Origin of the sequence: Amycolatopsis sp. BJA-103 (genome assembly GCF_002849735.1) — a bacterium.
Taxonomy (GTDB): Bacteria; Actinomycetota; Actinomycetes; order Mycobacteriales; family Pseudonocardiaceae; genus Amycolatopsis.
In genome coordinates this window covers 2,381,177-2,408,160 of record NZ_CP017780.1, presented here as the reverse complement: position 1 = coordinate 2,408,160, position 26,984 = coordinate 2,381,177, and the positions used below count along the sequence as shown (strand labels likewise).

General features: G+C 69.3%; 27 protein-coding genes. 7 read left to right on the top strand and 20 right to left on the bottom strand.

The features are described from left to right. Nucleotides 1–8: 8 nt before the first annotated feature. Nucleotides 9–665: a hypothetical protein gene (locus tag BKN51_RS10000; protein ID WP_101607372.1), complete on the bottom strand. Its 657-nt coding sequence runs from the start codon at nt 663–665 to the stop codon at nt 9–11. Then, the gene (locus BKN51_RS09995) at nt 665–1,273 is read right to left on the bottom strand and encodes an MBL fold metallo-hydrolase (RefSeq protein WP_101607371.1); all 609 of its coding nucleotides are present in this window, start codon (nt 1,271–1,273) and stop codon (nt 665–667) included. The genes BKN51_RS10000 and BKN51_RS09995 overlap by 1 nt, the downstream gene beginning before the upstream one ends. A gap of 156 nt (nt 1,274–1,429) precedes the next feature. Between BKN51_RS09995 and BKN51_RS09990 the strand changes: the two genes are divergently transcribed. From BKN51_RS09990 to BKN51_RS09980, 3 genes are all read left to right on the top strand, one after another. After that, nucleotides 1,430–2,287: a peptidylprolyl isomerase gene (locus BKN51_RS09990; protein WP_101607370.1), complete on the top strand. Its 858-nt coding sequence runs from the start codon at nt 1,430–1,432 to the stop codon at nt 2,285–2,287. 1 nt (nt 2,288) lies between these two features. After that, nucleotides 2,289–3,074, top strand: a complete 786-nt coding sequence (locus tag BKN51_RS09985; RefSeq protein WP_101607369.1) for an aminotransferase class IV family protein — start codon at nt 2,289–2,291, stop codon at nt 3,072–3,074. A gap of 102 nt (nt 3,075–3,176) precedes the next feature. After that, the gene (locus BKN51_RS09980) at nt 3,177–3,953 is read left to right on the top strand and encodes a LysM peptidoglycan-binding domain-containing protein (protein ID WP_101607368.1); all 777 of its coding nucleotides are present in this window, start codon (nt 3,177–3,179) and stop codon (nt 3,951–3,953) included. A gap of 17 nt (nt 3,954–3,970) precedes the next feature. Here the strand turns inward: BKN51_RS09980 and BKN51_RS09975 are convergent, their stop codons facing one another. The 9 genes from BKN51_RS09975 to ruvC all read right to left on the bottom strand — a co-directional run bounded on the left by BKN51_RS09975 (nt 3,971) and on the right by ruvC (nt 13,820). Then, the gene (locus BKN51_RS09975; protein ID WP_168214302.1) at nt 3,971–4,750 is read right to left on the bottom strand and encodes an enoyl-CoA hydratase/isomerase family protein; all 780 of its coding nucleotides are present in this window, start codon (nt 4,748–4,750) and stop codon (nt 3,971–3,973) included. A gap of 67 nt (nt 4,751–4,817) precedes the next feature. Continuing rightward, nucleotides 4,818–7,157, bottom strand: a complete 2,340-nt coding sequence (locus BKN51_RS09970) for a RelA/SpoT family protein (protein WP_101613148.1) — start codon at nt 7,155–7,157, stop codon at nt 4,818–4,820. A gap of 79 nt (nt 7,158–7,236) precedes the next feature. Continuing rightward, nucleotides 7,237–7,755: an adenine phosphoribosyltransferase gene (locus tag BKN51_RS09965; protein ID WP_101607366.1), complete on the bottom strand. Its 519-nt coding sequence runs from the start codon at nt 7,753–7,755 to the stop codon at nt 7,237–7,239. Nucleotides 7,756–7,869: 114 nt separating this feature from the next. Continuing rightward, nucleotides 7,870–9,075 carry a protein translocase subunit SecF gene (secF, locus tag BKN51_RS09960; RefSeq protein WP_101607365.1) on the bottom strand — a complete coding sequence of 402 codons (1,206 nt, stop codon included), beginning with the start codon at nt 9,073–9,075 and terminating at the stop codon, nt 7,870–7,872. Beyond that, nucleotides 9,072–10,763, bottom strand: coding sequence for a protein translocase subunit SecD (gene secD, locus BKN51_RS09955; protein WP_168214301.1), 1,692 nt, complete (start codon nt 10,761–10,763; stop codon nt 9,072–9,074). The genes secF and secD overlap by 4 nt, the downstream gene beginning before the upstream one ends. 232 nt (nt 10,764–10,995) lie before the next feature. Further along, on the bottom strand, nt 10,996–11,394 hold the full coding sequence (yajC, locus tag BKN51_RS09950; RefSeq protein WP_101607364.1) for a preprotein translocase subunit YajC: 399 nt from the start codon (nt 11,392–11,394) through the stop codon (nt 10,996–10,998). 145 nt (nt 11,395–11,539) lie between these two features. Beyond that, on the bottom strand, nt 11,540–12,616 hold the full coding sequence (gene ruvB / locus BKN51_RS09945) for a Holliday junction branch migration DNA helicase RuvB (protein WP_101607363.1): 1,077 nt from the start codon (nt 12,614–12,616) through the stop codon (nt 11,540–11,542). Between the two features lie 8 nt (nt 12,617–12,624). Then, nucleotides 12,625–13,224, bottom strand: a complete 600-nt coding sequence (ruvA, locus tag BKN51_RS09940; protein WP_101607362.1) for a Holliday junction branch migration protein RuvA — start codon at nt 13,222–13,224, stop codon at nt 12,625–12,627. Beyond that, nucleotides 13,221–13,820, bottom strand: coding sequence for a crossover junction endodeoxyribonuclease RuvC (ruvC, locus tag BKN51_RS09935; protein ID WP_101607361.1), 600 nt, complete (start codon nt 13,818–13,820; stop codon nt 13,221–13,223). The genes ruvA and ruvC overlap by 4 nt, the downstream gene beginning before the upstream one ends. Before the next feature lie 88 nt (nt 13,821–13,908). Here ruvC and BKN51_RS09930 point away from each other — a divergent pair, with 88 nt between their 5' ends. Next, the gene (locus tag BKN51_RS09930; protein ID WP_101607360.1) at nt 13,909–14,355 is read left to right on the top strand and encodes a cupin domain-containing protein; all 447 of its coding nucleotides are present in this window, start codon (nt 13,909–13,911) and stop codon (nt 14,353–14,355) included. Nucleotides 14,356–14,736: 381 nt separating this feature from the next. On the opposite strand, the gene BKN51_RS09925 is transcribed toward BKN51_RS09930, so the two are convergent. The 5 genes from BKN51_RS09925 to BKN51_RS09905 all read right to left on the bottom strand — a co-directional run bounded on the left by BKN51_RS09925 (nt 14,737) and on the right by BKN51_RS09905 (nt 17,851). Continuing rightward, nucleotides 14,737–15,267: a DUF4262 domain-containing protein gene (locus BKN51_RS09925; protein WP_101607359.1), complete on the bottom strand. Its 531-nt coding sequence runs from the start codon at nt 15,265–15,267 to the stop codon at nt 14,737–14,739. 67 nt (nt 15,268–15,334) lie between these two features. Then, nucleotides 15,335–16,084: a YebC/PmpR family DNA-binding transcriptional regulator gene (locus BKN51_RS09920; RefSeq protein WP_101607358.1), complete on the bottom strand. Its 750-nt coding sequence runs from the start codon at nt 16,082–16,084 to the stop codon at nt 15,335–15,337. 49 nt (nt 16,085–16,133) lie between these two features. Further along, on the bottom strand, nt 16,134–16,763 hold the full coding sequence (gene pdxT, locus BKN51_RS09915; protein WP_101607357.1) for a pyridoxal 5'-phosphate synthase glutaminase subunit PdxT: 630 nt from the start codon (nt 16,761–16,763) through the stop codon (nt 16,134–16,136). Between the two features lie 54 nt (nt 16,764–16,817). Continuing rightward, the gene (locus BKN51_RS09910; protein ID WP_101607356.1) at nt 16,818–17,138 is read right to left on the bottom strand and encodes an AzlD domain-containing protein; all 321 of its coding nucleotides are present in this window, start codon (nt 17,136–17,138) and stop codon (nt 16,818–16,820) included. After that, complete coding sequence (locus BKN51_RS09905; protein WP_146044406.1) at nt 17,138–17,851, bottom strand: AzlC family ABC transporter permease; 714 nt, start codon at nt 17,849–17,851, stop codon at nt 17,138–17,140. Before BKN51_RS09905 ends, BKN51_RS09910 begins: the two co-directional genes overlap by 1 nt. A 68-nt stretch (nt 17,852–17,919) precedes the next feature. Between BKN51_RS09905 and BKN51_RS09900 the strand changes: the two genes are divergently transcribed. Next, a complete protein-coding gene (locus tag BKN51_RS09900) occupies nt 17,920–18,486 on the top strand; it encodes a helix-turn-helix domain-containing protein (RefSeq protein WP_101607355.1) in 567 nt (188 codons plus the stop codon). Here the strand turns inward: BKN51_RS09900 and BKN51_RS09895 are convergent, their stop codons facing one another. Next, nucleotides 18,487–19,878, bottom strand: coding sequence for an APC family permease (locus BKN51_RS09895; RefSeq protein WP_101607354.1), 1,392 nt, complete (start codon nt 19,876–19,878; stop codon nt 18,487–18,489). It abuts the gene before it with no gap. Between the two features lie 142 nt (nt 19,879–20,020). Between BKN51_RS09895 and BKN51_RS09890 the strand changes: the two genes are divergently transcribed. Then, nucleotides 20,021–20,632 (top strand): TetR/AcrR family transcriptional regulator, encoded by a 612-nt coding sequence (locus tag BKN51_RS09890; RefSeq protein WP_101607353.1) that lies wholly within the window; start codon nt 20,021–20,023, stop codon nt 20,630–20,632. Next, nucleotides 20,629–21,693 (top strand): DmpA family aminopeptidase, encoded by a 1,065-nt coding sequence (locus BKN51_RS09885; RefSeq protein ID WP_101607352.1) that lies wholly within the window; start codon nt 20,629–20,631, stop codon nt 21,691–21,693. Before BKN51_RS09890 ends, BKN51_RS09885 begins: the two co-directional genes overlap by 4 nt. A 29-nt stretch (nt 21,694–21,722) precedes the next feature. On the opposite strand, the gene BKN51_RS09880 is transcribed toward BKN51_RS09885, so the two are convergent. The 3 genes from BKN51_RS09880 to BKN51_RS09870 form a co-directional block, all read right to left on the bottom strand. Next, complete coding sequence (locus tag BKN51_RS09880) at nt 21,723–24,425, bottom strand: AfsR/SARP family transcriptional regulator (RefSeq protein ID WP_158255807.1); 2,703 nt, start codon at nt 24,423–24,425, stop codon at nt 21,723–21,725. Nucleotides 24,426–24,513: 88 nt separating this feature from the next. Further along, nucleotides 24,514–25,014 (bottom strand): peptidase inhibitor family I36 protein, encoded by a 501-nt coding sequence (locus tag BKN51_RS09875; protein ID WP_101607350.1) that lies wholly within the window; start codon nt 25,012–25,014, stop codon nt 24,514–24,516. A gap of 139 nt (nt 25,015–25,153) precedes the next feature. After that, a complete protein-coding gene (locus BKN51_RS09870; protein WP_101607349.1) occupies nt 25,154–26,971 on the bottom strand; it encodes a proprotein convertase P-domain-containing protein in 1,818 nt (605 codons plus the stop codon). Nucleotides 26,972–26,984 lie beyond the last annotated feature (13 nt).

Below are 26,984 nucleotides of genomic sequence, written 5' to 3'. Positions count from 1 at the left end.
TCCGTGACTCAGTCCAGCGTCGCCACGAACCGGCTGACCGCTTCCATCGTGAACCGCTGGATGTACTTCCCGGCGGGCGCCGCCGAAGCCAGCCGGTACAGCGGCCGTTCCGCGGCCGCGTCCCCACGAGCCTCCGACTTCAGCTGTGCCACCAGCAGTTCCGAGAACACCAGGCCGTTCGCCTCGGTGTTGTTCAGCAGCGCGTTGGCCAGCTTGCGCAGTTGCAGGATGCCGAGTTCACGGCCGCCCGCACCCGAGTAGACGGCCAAGTCGACCTTCGCCACCTTGCGGCGTTTGCCCGCGTTGACCAGCAGGCTGACCGTGCGGGTGCCGCGCACGTCACTGATCACCAGGTCGATGCGCTCGGCCGCGGTCAGATCGATCCGACGGAAGCCCCAGGTCCGCACGATGAGCGTTTCGCCTTCGAGCCAGACGCGGCGCCGCAGGTTGTAGAACATGACGTAGAGCAGCGGCAGCGCGATCACCGCGGCGACGACGAGCCCGGCGATCTCACCGCCGATCAGCCCGGCGATCCCGCCGAACGCGGCCGCGAAGATCACGACGCCCGCGATACCGGAGCAGCCACGCCTGCGGCGGAGCTTGGGATCGTCGTGGAACAGCGGCAGCCGCTCGGGGGTTTCCGGCGTACCGGTCGGCTCGGCCATCACACGCCCGTCCCCGCCAGGAACGGGTTGCCCGCGCGTTCCTGGCCGATCGTGGTGGCCGGGCCGTGTCCCGGCAGGACGACGGTGTCGTCGGGCAGCGTCATCACCTTGGCGCCGAGGGAGCGCACGAGTTCGCCGCCGTCGCCGGAGGACCGGCCGATCGAACCGGCGAACAGGCTGTCCCCGGTGAGCACGATCCGGCCGCCCTCGGCGGAGGTCAGCCCGAAGATCACCGAACCGGCGGTGTGCCCCGGTGTGCGGGACACCGAGATCTCCAGCCCGGCCAGCCTGAGCGGGCCATCGACGAGTGGCACGATCCCGTCCTTCCGTTCCCCGGCGTCCGAGACCAGGAGTGGCCGGTCCGCCTCGTCCAGATGAAGAGGTATCCCGTGGCGCGCGCCGATCACGGCCGCCGAGGCGACGTGGTCCGGGTGGCCGTGGGTGGCGAGCATCGCGACCGGCGTCAAGCCGTGTTCGGCGAGCGCGGCCTCGAGCCGCTCGACGACGTCCTCGCCGGGATCGACGATCACGCACTCCCCGCCGCCGTCCGCGGCGAGCAGATAGCAGTTGGCTTCGAGGGGGCCTGCCGGAAAACCGACAACCAGCACGAAACGCCTCCTCAGATCTTCCGCCGAACAGGTGACAGGATGGCCCTGATCACGATCAAGTAAGCCTAGCGGCCCCTGTACGGGGGTCTCACAGGCTGTGCCCATAGACTTCCGCTACCTCAGACGTGTGACATCGAGTGGAAACCGGGAGGGCGGGTGCCGACCAACCAGCAGCGCCGCGAAGCCGCGAAGCGCAAGCTCGAGCGACAGATCGTGCATCGGGCCGAAAAGGCCAAGCGACGCAAGATCGTCGGCTCGGTGGCGGTCGTCGGCGTCGTCGCGATCGTGGCGGGCGCGGTTTGGTGGATCGTCAGCAGTAACAGTGGTGACGACGCCGCCTCCGACGCTTCCCCGAGCTCGGCTCCTCCGACCCCCGAGGTCACCATCCCCACGGAACGCGCGCCGCTGCCCAAGCGGGCGACGCCGCTGGCGAACCCGGTGGCCTGCGACTTCAAGGACGACGCCGCCAAGCAGGCCTCGAAGAAGGTGAACAAGCCGGAAGGCAAGGGCGTCTCTTCGAACGGGACCGTCAACGTCGTGCTGAAGAGCACCGCGGGCGACATCCCGCTGAGCCTGGACCGGGCGCTCGCCCCGTGTGCCGTGCAGAGCTTCATCAGCCTCTCGCAGCAGGGCTACTTCAACGACACCAAGTGCCACCGGCTCGGCACCACCGGCCTGCAGATGCTGCAGTGCGGTGACCCCGAGGCCAGCGGCATGGGCGGTCCGGGCTACACGATGCCGGACGAGGCGTTCCCCGAGATCAAGTACGGCCGCGGCATCCTCGCGATGGCGAAGACGCAGCAGCCGAACTCCGGCGGCAGCCAGTTCTTCATGGTCTACGGCGAAGCCGAACTGCCCGCGGAGTACTCGGTCTTCGGCAGCATCACCGACGACGGCCTGAAGGTGCTCGACAAGGTCGCCAAGGCGGGAGCCAATGCCCAGGCCGGCAACGGCGACGGCACCGGCCCGCCCAACACCGAGGTCAAGTTCACCGGCGTCACGGTCAGCCCCTGACGTGAAGCTGGAGCTCAACGGCGCGCCCGCCAGGTCGGAAGACCTGGTGGGCGCGTTCGGTTACGGTCATTTCACCGCGATGCAGGTCCGCGACGGCAAGGTCCGCGGCCTGGACGCCCACTTGCACCGGCTCGCGACGAGCACCCGGCGCATGTTCGCCACCGGACTCGACACCGACGCGGTGCGCGGATACGTCCGGCAGGCCGTTCGGGGCGAGGACGCGCTGTCCGTGCGGGTGCTGATCTTCTCCCGCGCGATGGACTGGTCCGATCCCGGCGCCCCCGCGGCCCCGGACGTCCTCGTCCGGACCGGGCCGCCGAAAGAACACGAGCTGACGCCGCTGCGCCTGCGGTCCGTGCGCTACGAACGGGTGCTGCCCGAGGTCAAGCACGTCGGCACGTTCGGCCTGGTCCACCACACGCGTGAGGCGATGATGGCCGGTTACGACGACGCGTTGTTCGTCGACCAGCGGGGCAGGGTCAGCGAGGCGTCGATCTGGAACGTCGGTTTCCTCGACGGCGGCACGGTGGTCTGGCCGCAGGCGCCGGTGCTCGACGGGATCACCCAGCAGTTGGTACGGCGCGGCTTGACACTCACCGGGATCCCGCAGGAGATCCGCGAGGTCCGTCCGGCCGATCTGCCGGAGTTCGACGCGATGTTCCTGACCAACTCGGAGTCGGTCGGCTGGCCGGTGGCGTCGGTGGACGACGTCGTCCTGCCGTTCGCGCCCGAGACCGGCCGGATCCTGACCGAGGCCTACGAGAGCAACCCCTGGGACGAAATCTAGCCGGAACGTCCGGGACCGCACGTTTGACTTACTTGTCACCAGCTCGAACCTTCCTCCGCGACGGCACGTGTAGTGAGTAGCCGTCCGGAAAAGGGAGGACCCTTGGCCGCTCACCGGGTTCGCACCAGTTTCGTCCTCGCCGTGCTGTTCGGCGGCTCGATGGGCGGTCTTGCGCACGCGCAGGAACAGCCGTCCGGCGCGGTCGTGAAGTACTTCGTGGTCCCGTTCTCGGCGAGCCCGGACGAGAACACGCTGTTCCGGATCGCGGAGCAGACCCTCGGCGCGGGTGCCCGCTACCAGGAGATCTTCCGGCTCAACGCGGGCAGGCTCCGGCCGGACGGCACCGCGTTCACCAACCCGGCCTCGATCCAGCCGGGGCAGGTCCTGCAACTCCCCGCCGACGCCCACGGCGCGATCGACGGTCCGCTGCCCGCTGCGCCGGCCGCTCCCCCGCCCCGGCCGGCGCAGGCCGTCGCCCCGGCCGCGTCGGCGACGTCGGGGAGCCTCGTGGCGTCGCTGGCGACCGGGATCGGAGGCGTGCTGCTGGGCTTGCTCGGCGGGCTCAGGCTGCGGCGCTCGTGGGTGCGACGCACGCCGTCGACTCCCGAGCCGGATCCGCTCGACTTCCCGCCCAGTACCGGAACGCTCGACCTGCCCGCCGAACACCGGCTGGAGGAGACCGGTCCGATCCGGGACTGGATGCCGCTGCCCGGTGCTCCCGATGGGCACTCGTACTTCTTCCTGAGCATGGCCGACACCCAGCTGATCGCGGCCGTCCCCGCGGACGCGCGCGTCAACGTCACCGTGATGACCGCGCCCCTGCCGAAACCGATGATCATCGACATGCCGGAAGTCCGAAGGCCGCATTCAGAGGACTGAATGCGGGGCATTCGACCTCAGCGGTAGGTGAACTTCGGCGGTCGGCGCGCGAGGAAAGCGGCCACGCCCTCGGCGTAGTCCTCACCGTGCAGGGCGCCGAGGCGGATCTCGTCCACCTCGGCGTCGGATTCCTCTTGACCGGCCACGATCTTCTCGATGATCCGGTTCATCCCGCGCACCGACGCCTGCGATCGCGAAGCGAGCGTCTCGACGAACTTCGCCGTCGAGGACTCCAGCTCGTCAACCGGGAAGACGTCGTTGAGCAGCCCGATCTCCCTGGCCCGCCGCGCGTCGACGAGTTCGCCCGAGAGCAGGAAGTACTTGGCGTGCGCCGGGCCGACCAGCGAGACCAAACGCCGGGTCGAGTCGAAGTGGTAGACGATGCCGAGCTTCGCCGGGGTGATCCCGAAGCGCGAGCCCTCCGCGGCGAAGCGGAAGTCGCAGGCGACCGAGATCTGGCAACCGCCGCCGATGCAGTTCCCCTGGATCATCGCCACCGTCGGCTTCCGTGACGCCGTCAGCGCCGCCACGGCCTCATCGACGGCCTTGTCGTAGGTCTCGGCCGCGTCGGCGGTGGACCGCAGGTCCCGGAACTCGCTGATGTCGGCGCCCGCCGAGAAATGCGCGCCCGCGCCGGTCAGCACGAGCACCTTGATCGCCGGGTCCGCCTCCACCCGCGCCACCACGTCCGGGATCGCCGACCACATCCCGTAGGTGATCGCGTTCATCTTCTCCGGCCTGGTGAACGTCAGCCGCGCGACCTCGCCGTCGCGAGTGAATTCGAACCCGTCAGTCATGTTCCGCACCCTAAGTGCGCGCCTCCCCCTGAACCACCCGGATGTGGGCAAGCCCCCGAGGAACCGGTTAGGAAGCCGAAGTCACCCGATAGACGTCGTAGACGCCCTCGACACCTCGGACCACCTTCAGCACGTGGCCGAGGTGCTTCGGGTCGCCCATCTCGAAGGAGAACCGGCTGACCGCGACCCTGTCGCGCGATGTGGTCACCGACGCGGACAGGATGTTGACCTTCTCGTCCGCGAGCACCTTGGTGACATCCGACAGCAGGCGGTGCCGATCCAGCGCCTCGACCTGGATCGCGACAAGGAACACCGACGAAGCCGACGGTGCCCATTGGACTTCGACCAGACGCTCGGGCTGCGCGGTCAAATCGTCGGCGTTGGTGCAGTCGGTCCGGTGAACGCTGACACCACCGCCGCGGGTGACGAACCCGAGGATCTCGTCGCCCGGCACCGGGGTGCAGCAGCGGGCGAGTTTGGCCCAGACGTCGCCGGCGCCCTTCACCACGACACCGACGTCGTTCGAGCCGCGGCGGCGCGTGACCGTGGACGGGGTCGCGCGCTCGGCGAGTTCCTCTTCCGCCTCGTCGACGCCGCCGATGAGCGCGACCAGCCGTTGCACGACGTGCTTCGCGCTGGTGTGGCCTTCGCCGACGGCCGCGTACAGCGAGCTGATGTCGGGGTGCCGCAGTTCCGTGGCGACCGCGCCCATGGACTCGGCGGAGACCAGCCGCTGGATCGGGAGGCCGACCTTGCGGACCTCCTTGGTGATGGCCTCCTTGCCGCCTTCGATCGCTTCGTCGCGGCGTTCCTTGGCGAACCACTGCCGGATCTTCGCGCGCGCCTTGGGCGAACCGGCGAACTGCAGCCAGTCGCGGCTCGGCCCGGCCGTCTCGGCCTTCGAGGTGAAGATCTCGATGACTTCGCCGTTCTCGAGCTTGCGCTCGAGTGCGACCAGCCTGCCGTTGACGCGGGCGCCGATGCAGCGGTGACCGACCTCGGTGTGCACGGCGTAGGCGAAGTCGACCGGCGTCGACTCGACCGGCAGCGTGATCACGTCGCCCTTGGGCGTGAACACGAAGATCTCGCGCGAAGCGAGTTCGTAGCGCAGTGATTCGAGGAAGTCGCCAGGGTCGGCGGCCTCACGCTGCCAGTCGAGGAGCTGGCGCATCCACGCCATCTCGTCGACGTCCACCGAGTTGGCCCCGTTGCTGCTGTGGGTGCCTTTGGTCTCCTTGTACCGCCAGTGCGCGGCGATGCCGTACTCGGCGGTGCGGTGCATCTCGTAGGTACGGATCTGCACTTCGAGCGGCTTGCCGTCCGGGCCGATCACCGTGGTGTGCAACGACTGGTAGACGCCGAAACGCGGCTGCGCGATGTAGTCCTTGAACCGGCCGGGGACCGGCTGCCACAGCGCGTGGACGACACCCATCGCGGCGTAGCAGTCGCGGACGTCCTCGACCAGGATCCGTACGCCGACCAGGTCGTGGATGTCGTCGAGGTCGCGCCCGCGGACGATCATCTTCTGGTGGATCGAGTAGTAGTGCTTCGGCCTGCCCTCGACCTTGGCGGTGATCCGCGAGCCTTCGAGGTTGCCGGTCAGCTCGGTGATCACGGACCGCAGGTACGTGTCCCGTGAGGGCGCGCGATCGGCGACCAGGCGGACGATCTCGTCGTACTTCTTCGGCTGCAGGATGGCGAAGGCCAGGTCCTCCAGCTCCCATTTGACCGTCGCCATGCCGAGCCGGTGCGCAAGCGGGGCCAGGACTTCCAGGGTCTCGCGGGCCTTGCGGGCCTGCTTCTCCGGCGGCAGGAAGCGCATCGTGCGCATGTTGTGCAGGCGGTCGGACAGCTTGATGACCAGCACGCGCGGGTCCCGCGCCATCGCGATGACCATCTTGCGGATGGTCTCGGCCTCGGCGGCCGTGCCTAGCTTGACCTTGTCCAGCTTGGTGACGCCGTCGACCAGCTCGCCGACCTTCTCGCCGAAGTCGGCCTTGAGGCTCTCCAGCGAGTATCCGGTGTCCTCGACGGTGTCGTGCAGCAGCGCCGCGACCAGTGTCGTGGTGTCCATGCCGAGTTCGGCGAGGATGGTCGCGACGGCGAGCGGATGCGTGATGTACGGGTCGCCGGACTTGCGCCGCTGCTCACGGTGGAGCTCTTCGGCGACGTCGTAGGCGCGCTGCAGCAGCGCGAGATCGGCGTTCGGGTGCAGCTCACGGTGGATGACGGCGAGCGGTTCGAGGACCTGTTTGACCGGCGCGGCGCGCTGTGCGGTGATGCGGCGGGCGAGGCGGGCGCGGACGCGGCGCGTCGCGGATGGCGTCGGCGCTGCCCCCTGGCGCGCCGCACCGTTCTGCTCGGTGCCGTCCTTCGAGGACACCGCGGCATCGAGCTCTTGGCTCACCCGCACCTCCTGCAGCTTCGTGCGGCCTTCGGACGTCAAGGGTAACCGCTCCCCCTCGCGGCACACTGGGTGCGCCCGCTCAACACACCCGGAGGGCCTCCACGCGATGCCCTTCAAGCACGGAACGACCACCGAGCGCGCCGAGTTCCATGATCACCGAAACCCCGGTGACCTGCGCCTTCGCGTCCTCCAGCAGTTTGCAGGTCGCCGCGACCGTGCCGCCGGTGGCGAGCACGTCGTCGAGGATCGCGACACGCTGACCAGGCTCGACGACACCTTCGGGAAGTTCGACCGTTGCGGTGCCGTACTCCAGCGTGTAATCGACCCGGCCCGCGACGCGGGGCAGCTTGCCGGGCTTGCGGATCACCGCGACGCCGAGACCGCGGGCGTAGCCGACGGCCGCGGCCAGCAGGAACCCGCGCGCTTCCACGCCCGCCAGCAGCTCGGCCTCGGGATCGACGGTGGCGGCGAGCGCGTCGGTGACGGCCTTGAACCCGGCGGCGTCGGCGAACATCGGACTCAGGTCCCGGAACAACACGCCGGGTTCCGGGAAGTCCGGCACGTCGGCGATCAGGTCGAGTGCCTTGTCCAGCTCCATGTACTTCCCTGCTCTCAGATTGTGTGTTCGGCCGTCCCCCGACGCAATGAACGGGACTTTCATTGCAAATTTTGCAATGAAAGTCCCGTTCACTACACGCTTGGAGCGAGCCGGTTACCTCTTGCGCTTACCCTGCGGACGGCCCTTGTGGGCCGCCTTCTGGTTCCGCGCCGGGACGCTCGCCGCGGCGGCGTACGCCTTCTCCTTGCGGAGTTCGGCGGACAGCGCGTCCTCGTCGGTCGGGTCGAAGTCGTCGTCGCGATCGGCGGCCTTGCGGGCCTGGTTCGCACGCCGCGAGGCGACCCGCTCGGCCTGCTGGCGGAACTTCGGATCGCGCATCTTGAGGTCGACCAGCAGCGGGGTGGCCAGCGCGACCGACGACAGCACGCCGACGATGGTGCCGGTGAGCTGCACCAGCGCGAGGTCCTGCAGCGTGCCGGAGCCGAGCAGGATGTACCCGACCACGAGCAGGCCGAGGATCGGGAGCATCGCGATCAGCGCGGTGTTGAACGACCGCATCAGCGTCTGGTTCAGCGCCAGGTTGGCCGCCTCGCCGAAGGTACGGCGGGTGAGCCCGAGCAGGCCGCGCGTGTTCTCGCGGACCTTGTCGAACACCACCACCGTGTCGTAGAGCGAGAACCCGAGGATCGTCAACAGACCGATCACCGTCGCCGGCGTGACCTCGAAGCCGATCAGCGAGTACACACCCGCCGTCACCACGATGTCGTGCAGGAGCGAGATCAGCGCCGCGGCGGCCATCCTGGTGTCGAAGTACAACGCCAGGAACAGCGTGACCGCCAGGAGGAACACCCCGAGCGCGATCAGCGCCTGACGCGAGATCTCCCCGCCCCAGGACGCGCTCACCGCGCTGTCACTGATGGCCTGGACGCTCGGCTGACCGTTGGTGCCGATCGGGCCCAGGTCCCGGAACAGCGCCTGCTTGATCTTGGAGACCTCGGCCGCGTCCAGGGTGTCCGAACGGAGCTGGATGGTCGACGAGACGCCGCTGCCGACCTTCTGCGCCTCGTCGGCCGGACGGCCGAGTGCCTCGGCGAAGACGTCCTTCGCCTGTTGCTCGCTGATCTGCCCGTTCTTGCCGTTGGCGGGCATCTGGATCTGGGTGCCGCCTTCGAAGTCGATCCCGAAGTTGAACCCCTTGATCCCCATCGACGCGATGCAGACCAGTACCAGCGCGCCGAAGAAGATGTACCAGCGCTTGCGCTTGCCGACCACGTCGAACGCGCCCGTGCCCACGTAGAGGCGACGGAAGATGCTCTCGCGCTTACCCGCGGTGGTGGTGTTGTCGTCGACCACGGTCACGCCTCCTTGACGTTCGGGCGGCCGGCGGCCGGACGGGCCGCCTTGCGCTCCGAGCCCACCTGCTGGACGGCACCGAGGCCGAGGTTCTTCGGGTTGGACAGGAACTTCGACTTCGACCGGGACACCATCGCGACCAGCGGATGCGTCACGAGGTAGACCACGACGAGGTCGAGCACCGTCGACATGCCGAGCGTGAACGCGAAGCCCTTCACGTCACCGACGGCCAGCCAGTACAGGATGGCCGCGGCGAGGAAGCTGACCGCGTCCGACGCCAGGATCGTGCGCTGGGCACGGGACCAGCCTCGCGGCACCGCGGAGCGGAATGTCCTGCCCTCGCGGATCTCGTCCTTTAATCGTTCGAAGTAAATGACGAAGGAGTCCGCGGTGATACCGATCGCGATGATCAAACCGGCCACGCCGGCGAGGTCGAGGGTGTACCCGATCCACCGCCCCAGCAACACCAACACCGCGTAGACGAGCGAGAACGCCAGGACCAGGGACAAGATCGTCAGCACACCGAGCAAGCGGTAGTAGAACAAGCAGTAGATGAAGACGATCAGCAGGCCGATACCGCCGGCGATCAGGCCCGCCTGCAGCGAGGCGAGACCCAGCGTCGCGGACACCGTCGTCGCGTCCGAGGACTCGAACGACAGCGGCAGCGAGCCGTACTTCAGCACGTCCGCCAGGTCCTTCGCCTCGACCTGACTGAACCGGCCGGTGATCTGGGTCTGGCCGCCCAGGATCGCGGACTGGATGGTCGGCGCGGAGACGACCTGCGTGTCGAGGACGAACGCCGCCTGCTTCTGGGTGTTCTTCGAGGTGAAGTCGCCCCAGATCCGGGAACCGTCGCTCTTGAAGTTCAGGTTGACGACCCACTGGGAGTTCTGGGTGTCGTAGCCCGAGGAAGCGTCGGAGATCTCGGTTCCGGGGAGGAACTCCGGCTCCAGCAGGTACTTCGCGGTGTTCTTGTCACCACAGGCGACCAGCGGCTTGTCGGTGAGGTCGTTGCCGACCAGCGGGTCCGACACCTTGGGGTCGCAGTTGAGGGCCGCGAAGGCCTTCTCGGCGGCCGCGGCCTGCTTCGCCTGGTCCGTCGAAAGCAGATCGGGGTTCTGCCGGAGACTCCGGGCCTCCTCGATCTCCTTCTTGGTCTGCTCGTCGGCGTCGCCGGGCTGCTGCTGCGGCGCTCCGGCGGAACCACCGCCACCGTTGGCCGGGCTGCTCGGCGGAGCACTCGCGGACGGGGCACCCGAAGACGCAGGCGGGGCCGAAGACTGGGGCGGGGCCGACGGCTGCGGAACCGGGGTCACCGGCTGCGACGTCACGACCTTCCGGAAGCCCAGCTTCGCGGTCTTGCCCAGGGTCTTGGCCTGGTCGCCCTGTTCGCCGGGGACGGTGATGACGACGTTGCTGCCGTCGAGGACGACCTCGGTGCCACCGACGCCGATACCGTTGACCCGGCGCTCGATGATCGAGCGGGCCTGTTCGAGGGACTCTCGCGGAGGGTCGCCGCCGTCGGGATTTCGGGCGGACAGGGTGACCCTCGTGCCGCCTTGCAGATCGATGCCGAGTTTCGGCGTCGGCTTGCCGCTACCGGTGAAGAACACCAGGGCGTACAGCGCCACCACGATCAGGGCGAAGAAGGCGAGATAGCGTCCCGGGCGGAGATGCCCGGCCGGTGCGGCCACTGTGCTTCGGTCTCCTCGGACGGACTGGGTTTTCCCCAATGGACTTGGCTGTTCACTCACCGGACGGGAGTCCGGTGGTACCGCGAACCTGCCTCGACGACGATGCCCGGTGAACGGGCACGACTATGACGACGGACACGCACGCAGCACCGAGACACTACTCGGTGCTGCGTGAGCCCGGCGTTGCCCCCGCACCTACGAAAGTCTGGTGTCGGGGATGGCCTTACAAGAGCTACTTCTTGCCGTGCTCCAGCGGAGGAGCGATCTGCGCGCCCGACTTCTCTTCGACGCGCTCGTCGTCCTTCGACTCGATGGCAGGCTCCTCGACGACGGCCTCGTCGTCGATCGTCTCGTCGTCGGTCTCGACGACCGGCTCGACCTTCTCGCGAACGGCCTGGCGGAGCCAGGTGGTCACGACACCGGGAGCGATCTCGAGATCGATCGTGGTGTCGGCGGAGGCGTCGGCGACAGACGCGTAGAGACCGGAGGTGGTCATCACCCGGTCACCGGGAGCAAGACTCGAGAGCAGCTCCTGCTGCTTTGCCGCCGCCTTCTTCTGCTTACGGGTGCCCATGACGAGCGGAATCGCCACAACGAGCATCAGGAGCAGCGGCAGCAATAACTGGTTCATGATTCTCCATTTCGAGCGGACGCCGCGCGGTGCGCTGTTTTGTCCGATTTGGCGGGGTGTGCTCTACCCGAGTGTGCCAGGTGCCAGCGGAAACTCCACCACCACCCGTCGTCACCACGGGCCCCGGACCGCGTGAGCGGCCCGGTCATTCCTGGTCGAACAGGTTCGGGCCACCCTGCTCACCACGTGTGGCACCGGCCGGAGCCGGCAGGCCGAGGTGTTCCCAAGCGGCCGCTGTGGCGACCCGGCCGCGAGGAGTGCGGGCGAGCATACCGGCGCGGACCAGGTAAGGCTCACACACCTCTTCGACGGTGGTCGGTTCTTCCCCCACCGCGACGGCCAGCGTGGACACGCCGACCGGGCCGCCTCCGAAGGACCGGACCAGTGCCGTCAGCACCGCGCGGTCGAGCCGGTCGAAGCCCAGTTCGTCGACGTCGTAGACCTCCAGCGCGGCGCGCACGACCTTGCGGGTGGCGTGCCCGTCAGCGCGAACCTCGGCGTAGTCGCGTACCCGGCGCAGCAGCCGGTTCGCGATCCGGGGTGTGCCGCGGGACCGGCGGGCGATCTCCGCGGAACCGTCGCGGTCGATCTCGATCTCCAGAATCGTGGCGGCCCTGCGCACGACGAGGTCGAGTTCGCTGTCGGTGTAGAACTCCATCTGGCCGGTGAAACCGAACCGGTCGCGCAGCGGACCGGTCAGCGAGCCGGACCGCGTCGTGGCTCCGACCAGCGTGAACGGCGCGATCTCCAGCGGGATGCTGGTGGCGCCGGGCCCCTTGCCGACGACGACGTCGACGCGGAAGTCCTCCATCGCGAGGTACAGCATTTCCTCGGCGGGCCGGGCGATCCGGTGGATCTCATCGATGAACAGGACGTCGCCGGGCGCCAGGTTGGACAGCATCGCGGCGAGGTCGCCCGCGCGTTCCAGTGCGGGCCCCGAAGTGATCCGGATGGCGGCGTTGAGTTCGGCGGCGACGATCATCGCCATACTCGTCTTGCCCAGTCCGGGCGGGCCGGAGAACAAGACATGGTCCGGCGGGACACCCCTGCGGCGTGCACTCTCCAGGACGAGTTCGAGCTGCTCACGGACTCGTGGCTGGCCGATGAACTCGTCGAGTTTACGTGGGCGAAGAGTGGTCTCGACCTCGCCTTCGCCGGTCTGTGGCAGCGCCGAAAGCGTCTCGTCGTCGGCCTCGAAATCCGTCACGGCCTCATAGTCCATGTGGCGAGCTACCGCTTACGCCCGAGGGTGGCCAACGCGGCGCGCAGCACGGAGGACGTCGTGTGGCCCTCGCCCTCGCTGAGCACCTTGTCGACGGCCTGTTCGGCCTGCTTGGCCGGGAAGCCGAGACCCGCGAGCGCCTCGACGACCTCGCCCCGCAGCACGCCGGGCGCGGTGACCACCGGCGAACCGTCGGTCGGGCCCGCGAGCGCGGTGACCTTGTCACGCAGTTCGAGCGTCAGTCGCTCGGCGCCCTTGCGGCCGATGCCGGGCACCTGGGTGAGCACGGTGATGTTGCCTTCGACCAGCGCGGACCGCAGCTTGTCGGGGTCGAGGACGGCCAGCGTCGCCAGTGCGAGCCGCGGGCCGATCCCGGAGACCGTCTGCAGGAGGCCGAACAGTCCGCGGGCGTCGGCGTCGGCGAAACCGAACAGCGTCAAGGAATCCTCGCGGACCACGAGCGCGGTGTGCAGCATCGCCTGCTCGCCGCGGCGAAGCGTCGCGAGAGTGGCGGGTGTGGCCTGGACGGCGAAGCCGACTCCCCCGACCTCGATCACGACGTGGTCTAGGCCGATGGAGAGGATTTCTCCGCGTACCGAGGAGATCATCGAGCCGCTCCCTGCGTTTTGGCTTCGTGTTTTTTGGCGCGCTGTGCCGCGGCGGCGAGCCTGGCCTTGTGGTTCTTGGCGATCTCGGCCGCCCTGGCCTCGGCTTCGGCGAGCCGGACCCGCATCGGTTCGCGCCACAGGTGGCAGATGGCGAGCGCGAGCGCGTCCGCGGCGTCCGCCGGATGCGGTTTGACCTCGAGGCCGAGCAGCCGCATGACCATACCGGTGACCTGGGCCTTGTCCGCGCGGCCGGAGCCGGTGACGGCCGCTTTGACCTCACTCGGCGTATGGAACACGACCGGCAGCCCGCGTCTGGCCGCGGCGAGCGCGACGACACCGCCCGCCTGCGCGGTACCCATGGCGGTGCGCACGTTGTGCTGCGCGAAGACGCGCTCCACCGCGACGGCCTCGGGCTTGTAGCGATCCATCCACTGCTCGGCGGCGTCGGAGATCCCCAGCAGGCGCACGGCGAGATCCGCGTCGGGAGGGGTCCGCACGACGTCGACGGCCACGGCGCGGACGGTGCGGCCCGTGCCGCCGTCGACCACCCCGAGCCCGCACCTGGTCAGACCGGGGTCGACCCCGAGTACCCGCACGCTTTTCCTCCGCTGCTCCGGCTTCCCTGGCGAACATCAGTTCGAGGTCCCGAGGCTACCCGGAGCTGCCTCCGGGCAAGATGAGGACATGCCGAGCTTCGACGACTTCGCCGCCCATCTGGGCCTCCAGCCGCTTCCCGTGGAAGGCGGCCGCTTTGCGCAGAGCTGGCGCGACGAGACCGCTTCCGCGATCTACTACCTGCTCGTTTCGCCGGAGACCTCGGCTCCGCACCGGCTGGACCGGCTGGAGATCTACGCGCACCACGCTGGTGCCCCGATGCGGATGCTGTTGCTGTTCCCGGACGGGCGGATCTCGCGGCCGGTGCTCGGGCCGGACGTCGCGGCCGGTCAGCGTCCACAGGTCGCGGTGCCCGCCGGGGTGTGGCAGGCGTCGGTGAGCACCGGCGAGTGGAGCCTGGCCGGGACGGTGGTGGTGCCGCCCTATACGGACGACTGCGTGGAGTTCCGTTCCGCGGCGGCGCTTGCCGCGGAGTGGCCGGAGGCGGCGGAGGACCTGGCGCCCTGGCTGGGGTGAGCGCGCGTTCAGTCCTCTGGATGCGCCTTTCGGTCTCTTTGCGAGGTAACGCGTTCGTGGACGGCCTGCGTGATGTCTGCCCCGGGGCGACGGCATCAGTGGCGAGTCGTGTGATCTCTCAGCGACTGATGTTCCCAATGTCGCATTCGAGACGCTCAGCGACTCAAATGCGACATTGGGAACAGGAGCGGGAACCTCGGGAGCCGGGAACGCACCTCTGCCTCAGCAACCTCACCAGCCACGACGAAGCCGCGGGAACTCGACCTTCGCATCTTCCCGGGGTGAGCAAGGGCCGCCTGGGCCGAGTGGGGCGGGTTGGTCGTGAGTGGCGATTCGGGTTAGAACCCGAATCGCCACTCACGACCACGTGAGCGAGAGACCTCAGGGACCGTCGACGCCCGGCGTCCAGCTCTCCGGGTCACCGGATTCGGTCAGCACCGGCTGGTACCGGTCGAACCCCTCCGGCGCGTCCGGATGCCAGGGGAACTGCCCGTCCGGCGTGGCGACGATCAGCTGCAGCGCCGGGAAGTCCCCGTCCGGGTAGATCAGGAACGCGCTCCCGAAGTACTCGGGATAGTGCCCCTTCGCGACCCGCTCGAAGACCACCGGCGCGCCCTCGAAGAAATCGTCGTAACGCTTGCCGACCTCGAAGATCTCGCCGGCGGCCGCGCGGTCGACGTAGGCGTCGAGCAGGACCGGCCCCATGTGCTCGGGCAGTCCGATCACGACCGCTTCCGCGACGCCGTGCAGCGCCCACGCGCACGTGGTGAAGCAGAAGTTCGCGTCGTTCTCGTCGCCTTCGACCGCGATGACCGCGTTCCCTCTGGCCTGCGCCTGCGACTCGATCCACTGGACGAGTTCGGTTTCTTCGGCGGTGAGGGCGTCGGCTTCGAAGGTCGTCACGGGCGACATTCTGCCCCACGTCCGCGTCCGCACCTAGTCCCGGGACGTTTTTTCCGCGGCATGGCGGGAAAAACGATCAGCCGACCTCGGCCATGACCTCGTCGGAGACGTCGAAGTTCGCGTAAACGTTCTGGACGTCGTCGCAATCTTCGAGGGCGTCGATGAGCTTGAAGACCTTCTTCGCACCGTCGACGTCCAGCGGGACGCTGACCGACGGCAGGAACGTGAGATCCGCAGACTCGTACTCGAAACCGGCCTCCTGCAAGGCTTTCCGGACCGGGACGAGGTCGGTCGCCTCGGAGACGATCTCGAAGTTCTCGTCGAGGTCGTTGACCTCTTCGGCGCCCGCGTCGAGCACGGCCATGAGGACGTCGTCCTCGGCGGCGTCACCCTTGGGCATGATCACGACGCCCTTGCGGTTGAACATGTAGGAGACCGAACCCGGGTCGGCGAGCGAGCCGTTGTTCCGGGTGAGCGCGGTCCGGACCTCCATGGCGGCGCGGTTCTTGTTGTCGGTGAGGCATTCGATCAGCACGGCCACACCGTTCGGGCCGTAGCCTTCGTAGGTGATGGTCTGCCAGTCGGCGCCACCCGCTTCTTCACCGGCGCCGCGTTTGCGCGCGCGCTCGATGTTGTCCTGCGGGACCGAGTTCTTCTTGGCCTTCTGGATGGCGTCGTAGAGCGTCGGGTTGCCATCCGGGTCGCCACCGCCGGTCCGTCCCGCCACCTCGATGTTCTTGATCAACCGGGCGAAGAGCTTGCCGCGCTTCGCGTCCAGGTTGGCCTTCTTGTGCTTCGTGGTGGCCCACTTGGAGTGGCCGCTCATCTCTCCTCCATCTACTCCTGTGCCCGCCGCTGAGCACAGTGTCGGTTTACTAAGCCTGCCGCACGAGGTCGACGAACAGCCTGTGCACGCGCTCGTCCCCGGTGAGTTCGGGGTGGAACGACGTGGCGAGAACCGCCCCCTGCCGGACCGCGACGATCCTAGCGGCCGCGTCGTCCGACCCCGGCATTTCGGGGACACTGGCGAGTACCTCGACCCCGTCGCCCGCCTTTTCGACCCACGGGGCGCGGATGAACACAGCGTGCACCGGACCGCCTTCGATACCGGTGAAGTCGAGGTCGGCTTCGAACGAGTCCACCTGCCGCCCGAACGCGTTGCGCCGGACGACGACGTCGAGTCCGCCGAGTTGCCGCTGGTCAGGCCGCCCGTCGAGGGCCTGGCGGGCCAGCAGGATCATGCCCGCGCACGAGCCGAACGCGGGCAGTCCGTCCGCGATGCGTTCCTGCAGCGGTTCGAGCAGTTCGAAGCTCTCGAGCAGCCTCGACATGGTCGTCGACTCGCCGCCCGGCAGCACCAGACCGTCCACTTCGGACAGTTCGCTCGCGCGGCGGACGGGCAGGGCCCGCGCGCCGGCGCGCTCCACCATCTCGGCGTGCTCCCGCACGTCACCCTGCAGTGCGAGCACGCCGACCACCGGCCGTGCTCCCGTCGCGATCGCCACCCGACCTCCCGAAAGACCTTCCCGACAGCTTAGGCGTCCCGGGGAACGGCCAGGTCAGGGGACCCCGGCGAGCCGCAGCAGGGCGGCGGTCGCGGCGGCCGCCACGACGACCAGCGCGAACGGCGCCTTCCGCCAGGCGAGCACGCCGCCGACGAGGACACCGGCGGGCCGGGCGAATCCGGCGAACTCGTGTCCCTCGGTGAGCGCGGCGACCGCGACCAGCGCGGCCAGCAGCACGACGGCCGAACGCGCCATCAGCTTCTCGGCCTTGGGCGACACGGTGAACCGCGCCTTCAGCACCGGTCCGGCGAACCGGAAGGCGAAGGTCCCGGCGGCGAGCACGCCGCCCGCGATGATCAGGTCCATCGGGTCCATCAGTGCACTCCCTCGGGTTCACGTTCGGCGGGTTCCTTCGCGGCCACTCCGGCCAGCACGCCGACCAGTGCGAGCAGCACGGGCAGCCCGGCGGGCAGGAACGGCGTCGTGGCCAGCGCGACGGCCACGCCGAGGAACACCGGAAGGCGGGTCGCGCGGTCCCTCAGCGACGGCAGGACCAGCGCGAGCAGGACCGCCGGGAAGGCCGCGTCGAGACCGAAGGCGTCGGTGTCGCTGATCGCGGTCCCGGCATACGCCCCGGCGAGGACGCCGACGTTCCAGCAGACGAACAGCCCGATCCCGCACACCCAGTACGCCGCCCGGCGCCGCTCCTCGTCACGCTGGGCCAGCGCGAACGCGACCGATTCGTCGATCATCAGATGGCTGCCGACGATCCTCGACGACCACCGCTTCCCCAGGACGTCGCCGATCGCGAAGCCGAACGGCAGATGCCGCGCGTTGGCGAGCAGGCCCGCCGCGACGGCCGCGAACGGGCTGCCGCCCGCGGCGATGATGCCGACGAACATGAACTGCGAGGCACCGGCGAAGACCAGCACCGAAAGCAGCATCGGCGCCCAGATCGGGAAGCCGGAGCCGACCGCGATCGCGCCGTAGGAGATGCCGACGATGGTGTCGGCGAGGCAGACCAGCCCGATGTCACGGAGAAGATCGCGCCCCAGGACACGAGTGGTTGTTCGCCATATCGAACGCATAGCATCATACAATGAACGAACGCACCCGTGTTCGTCAAGGCGAACAAAACGACCGATGGAGCGAACGCATGTCCCCGACCGCGTCCGACGGCGCACCCCTGGACGTCATCGCCACCTCACTGCGCCGGGAACGCGCCCGCACCGGGCTGTCCCTCACCGAGGTCGCCAAACGCGCCGGCATCGCGAAGTCCACGCTCTCCCAGCTGGAGTCCGGCTCGGGGAATCCGAGCGTCGAGACGATCTGGGCGCTGTGCGTCGCGCTCGACGTCCCGTTCTCCCGGGTGGTCGAGCCCGAGCGCCCCCGCGTGCAGGTCATCCGCTCGGGCAGCGGGCCGACGGTGTTCGCCGAACACGCCGACTACGCGTGCACGCTGCTCAGTTCCTGTCCGCCCGGAGCCCGGCGCGACGTCTACCTGATTCGCGCCGAGCCCGGGAAGCCGCGGCTTTCGGATCCGCATATGAGCGGCATCGTCGAGCACGTGATCCTCAGCGCCGGCCGTGCCAAGGTCGGACCGCTGGACGAACCGGTCGAACTGCTGCCCGGCGACTACATCTGCTACCCCGGCGACATCCCGCACATCTTCGAGGCGCTCGAGCCGGGGACGTACGGCGTGGAGATCGCGGAGTACACCTGATCAGGCGGACTCCTCCGCCTTCTCGTCGGCGACCTTCTCTTCGGTGACGTCCGCGAGCTTCCAGCCGCCCTTCCGCCGCAGCACCAGGAGGTAGTACCCGATCGACAGCAGGGCGACGCAGGCCGTGACGATCAGGCTCGGCCGTCCGACCGCCGGGTCGAGCAGGTTCTGGTAGACCACGAACACCAGGACGGCCAGCGCCAGCACCGGCGCGACCGGGAACCACGGCATCCGGTACTTGGCGTGCGCCGTCGCCCCGGTGCGGCGGCCGACGATCGCGCCGAGACAGAGCGCCGCGTAGACCGCCACGATCGACGTACTCGTCACCACCAGCAGCAGTTTCGGATCGACGAAGCAGAGCAGCGCGGCCACCAGGCCGGTGCCGACGGTGGCCACCCACGGCGTCCCGAACTTCGGGTGCACCGCGGACAGCGCGCGGTTGACCGGCGACGGCCACGCGCGGTCGCGGCCGCTGCTGAACAGCATCCGCGAGCTGATCAGCACGATCGCCAGCACCGCGTTGATGATCGCGAGCGCGACGGCCAGGCCGAGCACGGTGTCGAGCGTTCCGCCGCCACGCGAGTCGATGAAGTAGGACAGCATGTTCTCCGAGGCGAACAGCGCGTTCAGGTCGGGCGCGCCGAGCAGGACCGCGGTCACCGGGATCAGTTCGGCGAGCACCGTGATGCCGAGTGCGAACAGGATCGCGCGGGCGATCCCGCGGGAGGCGTCCTGCGTCTCCTCGCCGAAGTACACCGCCGAGCCGTAGCCGTTGTAGGCGAAGATCGCGACCGACGTGGCGATCGCGATGGCGCCGACCGTCGCCGGGCTCCCGTCGGAGGCGACCGGATGCGCGAGCAGCTCACTGAACGACCGCGCCGGGTTGAACAACCCGAGCGCGCTGACCACGATCAGCGCGAGGATCTCGATCGCGAGGAAGACGCCGGTCACCCAGGCGTTGAGCTTGATGTCGAACACCCCGACGACGGCCGCGACCACGCAGGTCACGGCGGCGATCACCGGACCGGGCACGCCGGGCAGGAGCACGCCGAGATAGGTGCCGACGCCGAGCGCGATCACCGCGACGATGAGCACCTGCGTGATGATCATCAGGCCCAGTACCGCGAACCCTGGCAAGCGGCCGAGCGTGCGGGTGACGATCGCGTACTCGCCGCCCGCCAGCGGGAAGGCGGACGCGAGTTCGGCGTAGACGAAGGCCATGAACACGCCGACGACCGCGGCGGCCACGAAGCTGTAGAAGGCACCCGTACCGGCGCCGGAGATCACCCCCGGCGCGATGATGAAGACGGACGAGGCGGGGCTGATCGCGGAGAGCGTGATGAGCAGCGTGCCGAGGGTGCGCAGACCGCGGCGCAGGGCGGGAGTGGACACGGCCGACCTCCTACAAGGTGGGTTCCTTGAAGCTCCTTCGAAGAACTGTTGAGCACGCATCAAAGGCCCTTCACCGTGTGACGTCAAGACCTGATCCGGCTCAGGGCTTGCGTTTTTTGAAGAAGGTTCAAAGAATGAGGGCATGGCGAGACCGAGCAAGGCACCGGAACGACGGGCCGAACTGATCGAGGTGGCCAGACGGGCCGTCCTCGAACGCGGCGTGCTGAACCTGCGGCTGCGGGACATCGCCGAGGGCGCGGGCCTGTCGTCGGGTTCGGTCCTGTACTACTTCCCCACCCTCGCCGACCTGCTCCAAGAGGTGCAGCGCGAAGCGGTGGCGCGGTTCTGCTCGGAGAGGGAGCGGGCAGCGGGCGCGAAGACGGGCCCGGTCGAGCGGCTGCTGTCGATGATCCGCAGCGGCCTGCCCACCGGCCCCGGCGACGAACTCTGCGTGCTGCTCTACGAGCTCGGCACCATCGCCCGCCGCGATCCCGTGTACGCCGCCCGGCACATCACGCTCTACGAGCAGCAGGTGCGGATCTACACCGGCATCCTCGAAGCGGGCGCGGCCACCGGCGAGTTCACCCTGACCGCGGACGCGGTGGCCATCGCGCGGAACCTGGTCGCCCTGGAGGACGGCTACGGCCTGCACCTCACCCAGGCCGTGCCGACGCTCGAAACCGCGACCGCCGAAGCCATGTTGCTGTCCTACGCCCGCACCGCCACCACGAATCCCCTGGAGGACCGTTCATGACCCGCGCCCGCGATCTGGGTGTCCCCCTGCCCGGCCGGACCGGCGAGCACAACGCGCTCACCGACGTCCCCGGCGTCGAAATCGGCTTCACGACACTCGTCGAAGGCGAATCGGTGCGCACCGGCGTCACCGGCGTCCTGCCGCGTGGGCACGAGGACTTCGCCGTGCCCTGCGCGGCCGGGACGTACGCCCTCAACGGCAACGGCGAGATGACCGGTACCGCCTGGCTGGCCGAGACCGGGTCGCTGACCCTTCCGGTGCTGATCACCTCCACGCACGCCGTCGGCGCCTGCCACCGCGGCGTGATCGACTGGGTGGTGCGGGAACGGCCTGACGTGGCCGCCGAATGGCTGCTGCCGGTGGTCGCCGAAACCTGGGACGGCTACCTGAACGACAGCACCGCACCGACCATCCACAACGGACACGCCATCGCCGCCATCGACGCCGCGGCGGCCGGTCCCGTCAGCGAGGGTTCCGTCGGCGGTGGCACCGGGATGACCTGTTACGGCTTCAAGGGCGGCACCGGAACGTCCTCCCGTGTCGTGTCCTATGGAGACGACGAGTACACCGTGGGCGTATTGGTACAGGCCAACTTCGGCTCACGCCGCGAACTCACCGTCGCCGGCGAGCGGGTCGGGCTCGAACTGAGCGCGGACAATCCGTTGGAGGAGGCCTGGACGGCGCCGCCGGGGGCGGGCTCGGTCATCGTGATCGTGGGGACCGACGCTCCCCTGCTGCCCGGCCAGTGCACCTCGCTCGCGCGCCGGGTCCCGCTCGGTCTCGCCCGCACCGGCACCACGGGCTCGCATTTCTCCGGCGACCTCTTCCTCGCGTTCAGCACGGCGAACCCGGGCGCGCTCACCAGCCGGTTCCCGCGGACGGAGGAGGCCGAGTACGAGAACCTCCGGTTCGTTCCGTGGGGCAGGCTCGACCCGTTCTTCGAGGCCGTGGTTCAGGCGACCGAAGAGGCGGTGCTCAACGCCCTGTTCGCGAACGAGGAGATGACCGGCCATCGGGGTCACCGGGTCCCCGCGCTGCCGACTGCGCGCTGGCGCGGCTGAGCCCGGGGACCGGCGGGCCGCTACGGGGCTTACGGGGTGCCGATCAGCACCTTCCCGAGGGCCCGCCGGTCCCCCGCCATCGCGCGGGCCCGCCCGAGATCGAGCCGGACCCGCGCGGCGCAGATTTCGTCGGAAAGCGAGTCGAGCAGTTCGAGCGCGCGGCGCAGGCACGACATCGCGCTCCGCCGGTCCTGGCGCCGCAGATGCAGTTGCCCCCGCCTGCGCAGGACGAGCGCCATGCGATGCGGGTCGCCCAGTTCGGCGCAGAGCCGCGCCGCCTTGTCCAGTTCCGCTTCGGCCTCGTCGAGCAGGCCGAGCTCGGCGCTCGCGACAGCATGCGACGTATGGGCGTGCGCCATGCCGAGGACGTCACCGATCTCGCTGAAGAGGGCCAACGCCCGCCTCGCGGTCACGCGCGCCTTCTCGTGCCGTCCGGCCGAGCGGGCGAGAACGCAGAGCCCGGTCAGCGCCCTCGCCCGCCCCGCCGGGTCGCCGATCCGTTCACTGATCCGGCGCGACTCGGTGAACGCCTCGCCCGCTTCCCGGAAGTCGTCCCGGTACAGATGGATCTGGCCGATTCCGCGCAGCAGCGCGGCTTCCCCGCGTGCGCAACCCGACGCCCTCGCCGCCTCGAGCGCGCACCGGTGGCACCGGGACCATTCCGCGTACAGTCCACTGTGGTCGAAGTAGGACGCCGTCACGACCGCGAGTTCCCAGGCGAGTTCCCCGAGCCCGGCGTCCGCCGCGTGCGAGACGGCGGCCTCCAGCGCGGGAAGTTCGCTCTGGAACCACGGGAGCGGTTCGGTCACCAGCCTTTCGTCGAGCGAGGTCCTGGCCGCGTCACCCGGCTCGGGCCGCAACACGCTGCGGGACAGTCGATCCGCGGCCTTCTCCGCGAGCCAGAGCCATCCGCCGAGCACACGTTCGGTCGCGTCCGCGCGGGCCCGTTCCGGCTCGGCCGCGACCTCCTCGACCGCGTACGCGCGCAGGAGGTCGTGCACGCGATAGCGGGGCACGCCGGTCTCCCGGGAGACCGGCTGGACCATGTGCCGGTGCCGCAGGTCTTCGAGCGCGCGGGCCGCGGTCTCGGGCTCGCCGTTGTCGGCCAGCGCGGCCGCCCAGGCGGGGAAATCGGCCGGGGGCAACAACCCCAGGCGGCGGAACAGCCGCTGCCGATCCGGCGCGAGCTGCCGGTAGCCGAGAGAAACACTGCCGCGAACGGCAAGATCCCCTGCACACAGCCAATCCAGCCGTCGCCGTTCGACGGAGAGCTCGCCCGCGGCGTCGGCGAGCCGCCAGCCCGAGTGGTCGCCGATCCGGCTGCCGACGATCCGCAAGGCCAGCGGCAGGCCGTCGCAGTGGTCGAGAACCCGTTGAGCGGCAACGGGATCCTCGTCGATTTCGGTGAGCTTCGCGAGCAGGGCCTTCGCGTCGCAGGGTGGCATGACGTCGAGCGGGACCTGGCGGCCGAGTTCGAGCCCGGCCAGGACGAACCGGCTCGTGACGAGCACCGCGCAACCACGGCCGGCGGGCAGCAACGGCCGCAGCTGGGCCTCACCGGCGGCGTCGTCGAGGACGAGCAGGACACGGCGCCCGTGGACCAGGCTACGGAACAGGCAGGCGCTTTCGTCGATGTCGCCGGGGATCACCTCGGTGGGAACACCGAACGCGCGCAGGAATCCGGCGAGTACGGCCTCCGGTGACCTCGGCTCGGACGTGGTCCCGCGCAGGGCCGCGAACAGCCTCCCGTCCGGGTAGTCGTCCGCGACCTGGTGCGCGAGCTTGATCGCCAGCGTGGACTTCCCGATCCCACCGGCGCCGGTCAGCAACAGGACCGGCGGGGTGTCGCGGCCGTCGTCCTGGCGCAGTTCCGCGAGCAGGTCCGCGATGAGCTCGTCCCGCCCGACGAAGTCCGGGATGCCCGGCGGCAACTGGCTGGGCACGGCGGGTTCCTGGTACGCGGGATGTTCACGCGCCGCCTCGCCCTGGCCGGCACGCAGGATTTCGCAGTGCAGCGCGCGGATCGCCGGTGACGGCTCGACACCGAGCTCGTCGACGAGCCTGCGGCGCCATCCGGTGTAGACGTCGAGTGCCTCGGCCACCCGGCCGGCGTGGGCGAGCGCGGTCATCAGCTGCCCGCAGACCCGCTCGCGGAACGGCGCCTCGGCGAGCACGTCACGGAGTTCGGGGATCAGCCGATCGTGCTCGCCGAGCTCGAGTTCGGCCTCGGCCCGGCCCTCCAGTGCTGCGAGACGTTCCTCCTCCCAGCGCGCGACGACCTCGGCCGCGGCCGGGATACCGGCGAGCACCGGCCCGCGCCACAGTTCGAGCGCGTCCCGGAACCGCTGGGCCGCCTCGCGATGGCAGTCACGCGCGAGGAGTTCGCGGCCCTGGGCGGCGAGGCAGGTGAACCGGCCGGTGTCGGTCTCCTCCGGTCGCGCGTCGAGCAGGTACGCCGCTCCCCTGGTCAGGATCGGCCCACCACCCCTGGGTGAACGCAAAGCCCGGCGGAGGCCCGATATCAGCCCTTGGACCTGAACTTTCGCCGAAATCGGCGGATTTTCACCCCAAAGCTCGTCGACGATCCTGTCGCGGGACACCGGACGGCCCGCCTCGATCAGCAGGAGCGCGAAGACCCGGCGTGCCTGCGGCGGGCCGAGTGGCAGATCCGTGCCCTGCCACTCGGCCGCGGGTTCACCGAACAAACGATAGAAATATGCTATTTCCTTCACCTTTTTCTCCCCCGTTATTCGAAACACCCCTGACCGAGAGTGTCAGAAATATCCGGGGGAAGCGTCCGGCATTCGAAGGAAAAGGCGCTCAGCAGGCGCTGGCAGAAGTGTAGATCCTGAGCGAGGACGCCTGGTCGTTGTCGGCGTTGCCGACATAGGACGACCGGGCGCCGGCCTGCATGCAGCGGCTGGTTCCGCTGCCGATGTTGTAGTACCAACGGGCGTCGACCCCACGCCGGTTGTACCAGGACGACATCTGGTCGTTGAATCCGTAATCGACGAGATTCTTCAGGCCCGCCGACTGGAACTGCAGCCGCCTGCCGACGAAATCACGATCTTGCCACAGGCACACGTAGTTCGCGGCGCAATCCCCGGGCGCCTTGGCCGAGAGCGACAGCGTGATTTCACCGCCGTTCCAGACGACCTCGTCCCCGGCGACCTTCCAGCCCGGAGCGAGCTTCGCCGCGTCGACACCGGCGGCCTTCAGCGTCGCCGACCCGTCCGAAGCGGCCGAGGCCGGTGACGCGACGAGCAGGGCCGCGACGGCGGCGGCTCCCAACACCGTGGAAACGAACCGAAGAGTGCGCATTTCTCCTCCTTGAAGCCGGCGTGCCTCGTGCACACCGGCATCAAGGTCCCGCGATGCGCTGTCCGACGGCTAAGCAGCCGGAAAGGGACCGCGGTCCGGCCGCTTAGGGCCGCAGGTCACCTGGTTCACGCGCCGTCGGTCAGAGTGCGAGAGACCATCGTTCGAGCGTGCCGGTGTCGCCGGGGCCGCCGTCACGGACGGACAGCGTCCAGGTCCCGGCCGCTCGTTCGGTGGTTTGGACGCGATAGGTGGTGGTGCCGATCAGGGGATGGCACGTGTAGCCGCCGTAGCGGTGAAGCACGTGGTTCTGGCCGGAGGGGCCGGTGAGGGTGATGTCGAGATCTTCGATGCAGCTGTGACTCGCGTTGATGCTCACGGTGACCGGATCGCGGGTCGTTCCCGACGCGGTGGAAGTCACCTTGCTGGCCGTGGTCTGGAAATCGCGGATCGGAGCGTTGGCGGTGGTGGTGAAGGTGCGGCCGGTGTCGTCGGCGCCGGTTTTCACGGTGACCGGCGCGCTGGCCGTCGAGAGGTTCCCGGCGGCGTCGACGGCTTTGACGGTGAAGGTGTAGCTCGACGCGGGGGCGAGGTCGCCGACGGTGGCCTTGGTGGTCGTGCTGGTCCCGGCGAGTGCGGTGCCGTTGTAGATCCGGTATCCGGCCACGCCCACGTTGTCGGTGGAGGCGTTCCATTCGAGGGTCGCCGTGTTCGAAGTGATGCCACTCGCGCGGAGGGACGCCGGGGCCGTGGGCGCTTGGCCGTCCCCGGATCCGCCCGCGGTGTGGAGGGTCAGTCCCCATTTGCCGAGTGCCTCGCCGACCGGCTGGAACAGGGATTGGTCGCGGGCGCCTCCCGGCGAGCAGGAGGAGTAGCCGCCGGAGTGAAGCCCGACAGCCCTGGTCCCGGCGAGCCAGGCCCCTCCGGAGTCACCGGGGAGCGAGCAGGCGGTGGTGTGGGTGATTCCTTCAAGGGTCGCCACGGTGTAGACGACCGTCTGGTCGACCGCGGTCACCTTGCCGCATTGCCACCCGGCGGTCACACCGGCGTGGCACACGGCCTGGTTGACCAAGGGTTCGGTGGCGCCGGTGACATCGACCGCGGGGCCGCCGTAGGTGTTCACCGAGGACGAGAGCCGCCATGACGACTCGGTGACGCCGACGAGTCCCATGTCTCCTTCGCGGCCGAAGACACTGTGTGTGCCGCCGACGTTGGACGTGCCGATCCTGTTCTGCTGGCCGTCGCTGCCCCAGGCAGGCTGATCCACGTCGTTGGTGCAGTGCCCGGCGGTCAGGAAATGCCTGCCGCCTCCGCTGTCGGTGGCCGGGAATCCGATCGAGCAGTTGGCTTCGCCGCCGGGAAGCCACCGGCCGCCGGGCCGCACGTCGCCGCCTTGTGGTCGTGGGCGTTCGGCCACGTAGGTGATGCGCACCCCGTCGCCGAGCCCGGCGACGTCCTTGCCGAACTTTTCGCTGCTCCGGTCGCGTGCGGCGGCGGTGATCCGCACGGCGACGGTGTCCGTGACCGGATCGATGCCCCAGCCGGTCAGGCCCGGCACTCCCCCGGCGGCGAGACGGGCGACTTCCGCGCTGAGCCGCTTGAGTTCCGCGCGGTCTCGGGTGACCTTCACCGGTGTGGCGCCCGACGCCGCGATCCGGGCCGCGGCCTGATCATCGGTGACGGCGACCAGGAGCTTTCCGGTCGCTTCGTCGAGCCACGAGCCGGGGCTCTGTTCGCGGATCCACGCGGGCAGGGTGCGGTTGATCTCTTCGGCCGCGTCCTGCGCGAGAAGACGCGAGGCGGCCGCGTCATGGCTGATCCCGAGGTCGCGGGACAGCGCGTCGAGCATCGTGGCGGGCGGGGAACCAGGCGGTGGCGCGGGGAGCACGGCCCCGGCCGGTAGCGCGGTCAGGGCGAGGGTGGCTGCGCTGAGGAGCGCGGCGAGAGCGGGTGTGCGCATGGTTGTCTCCTGG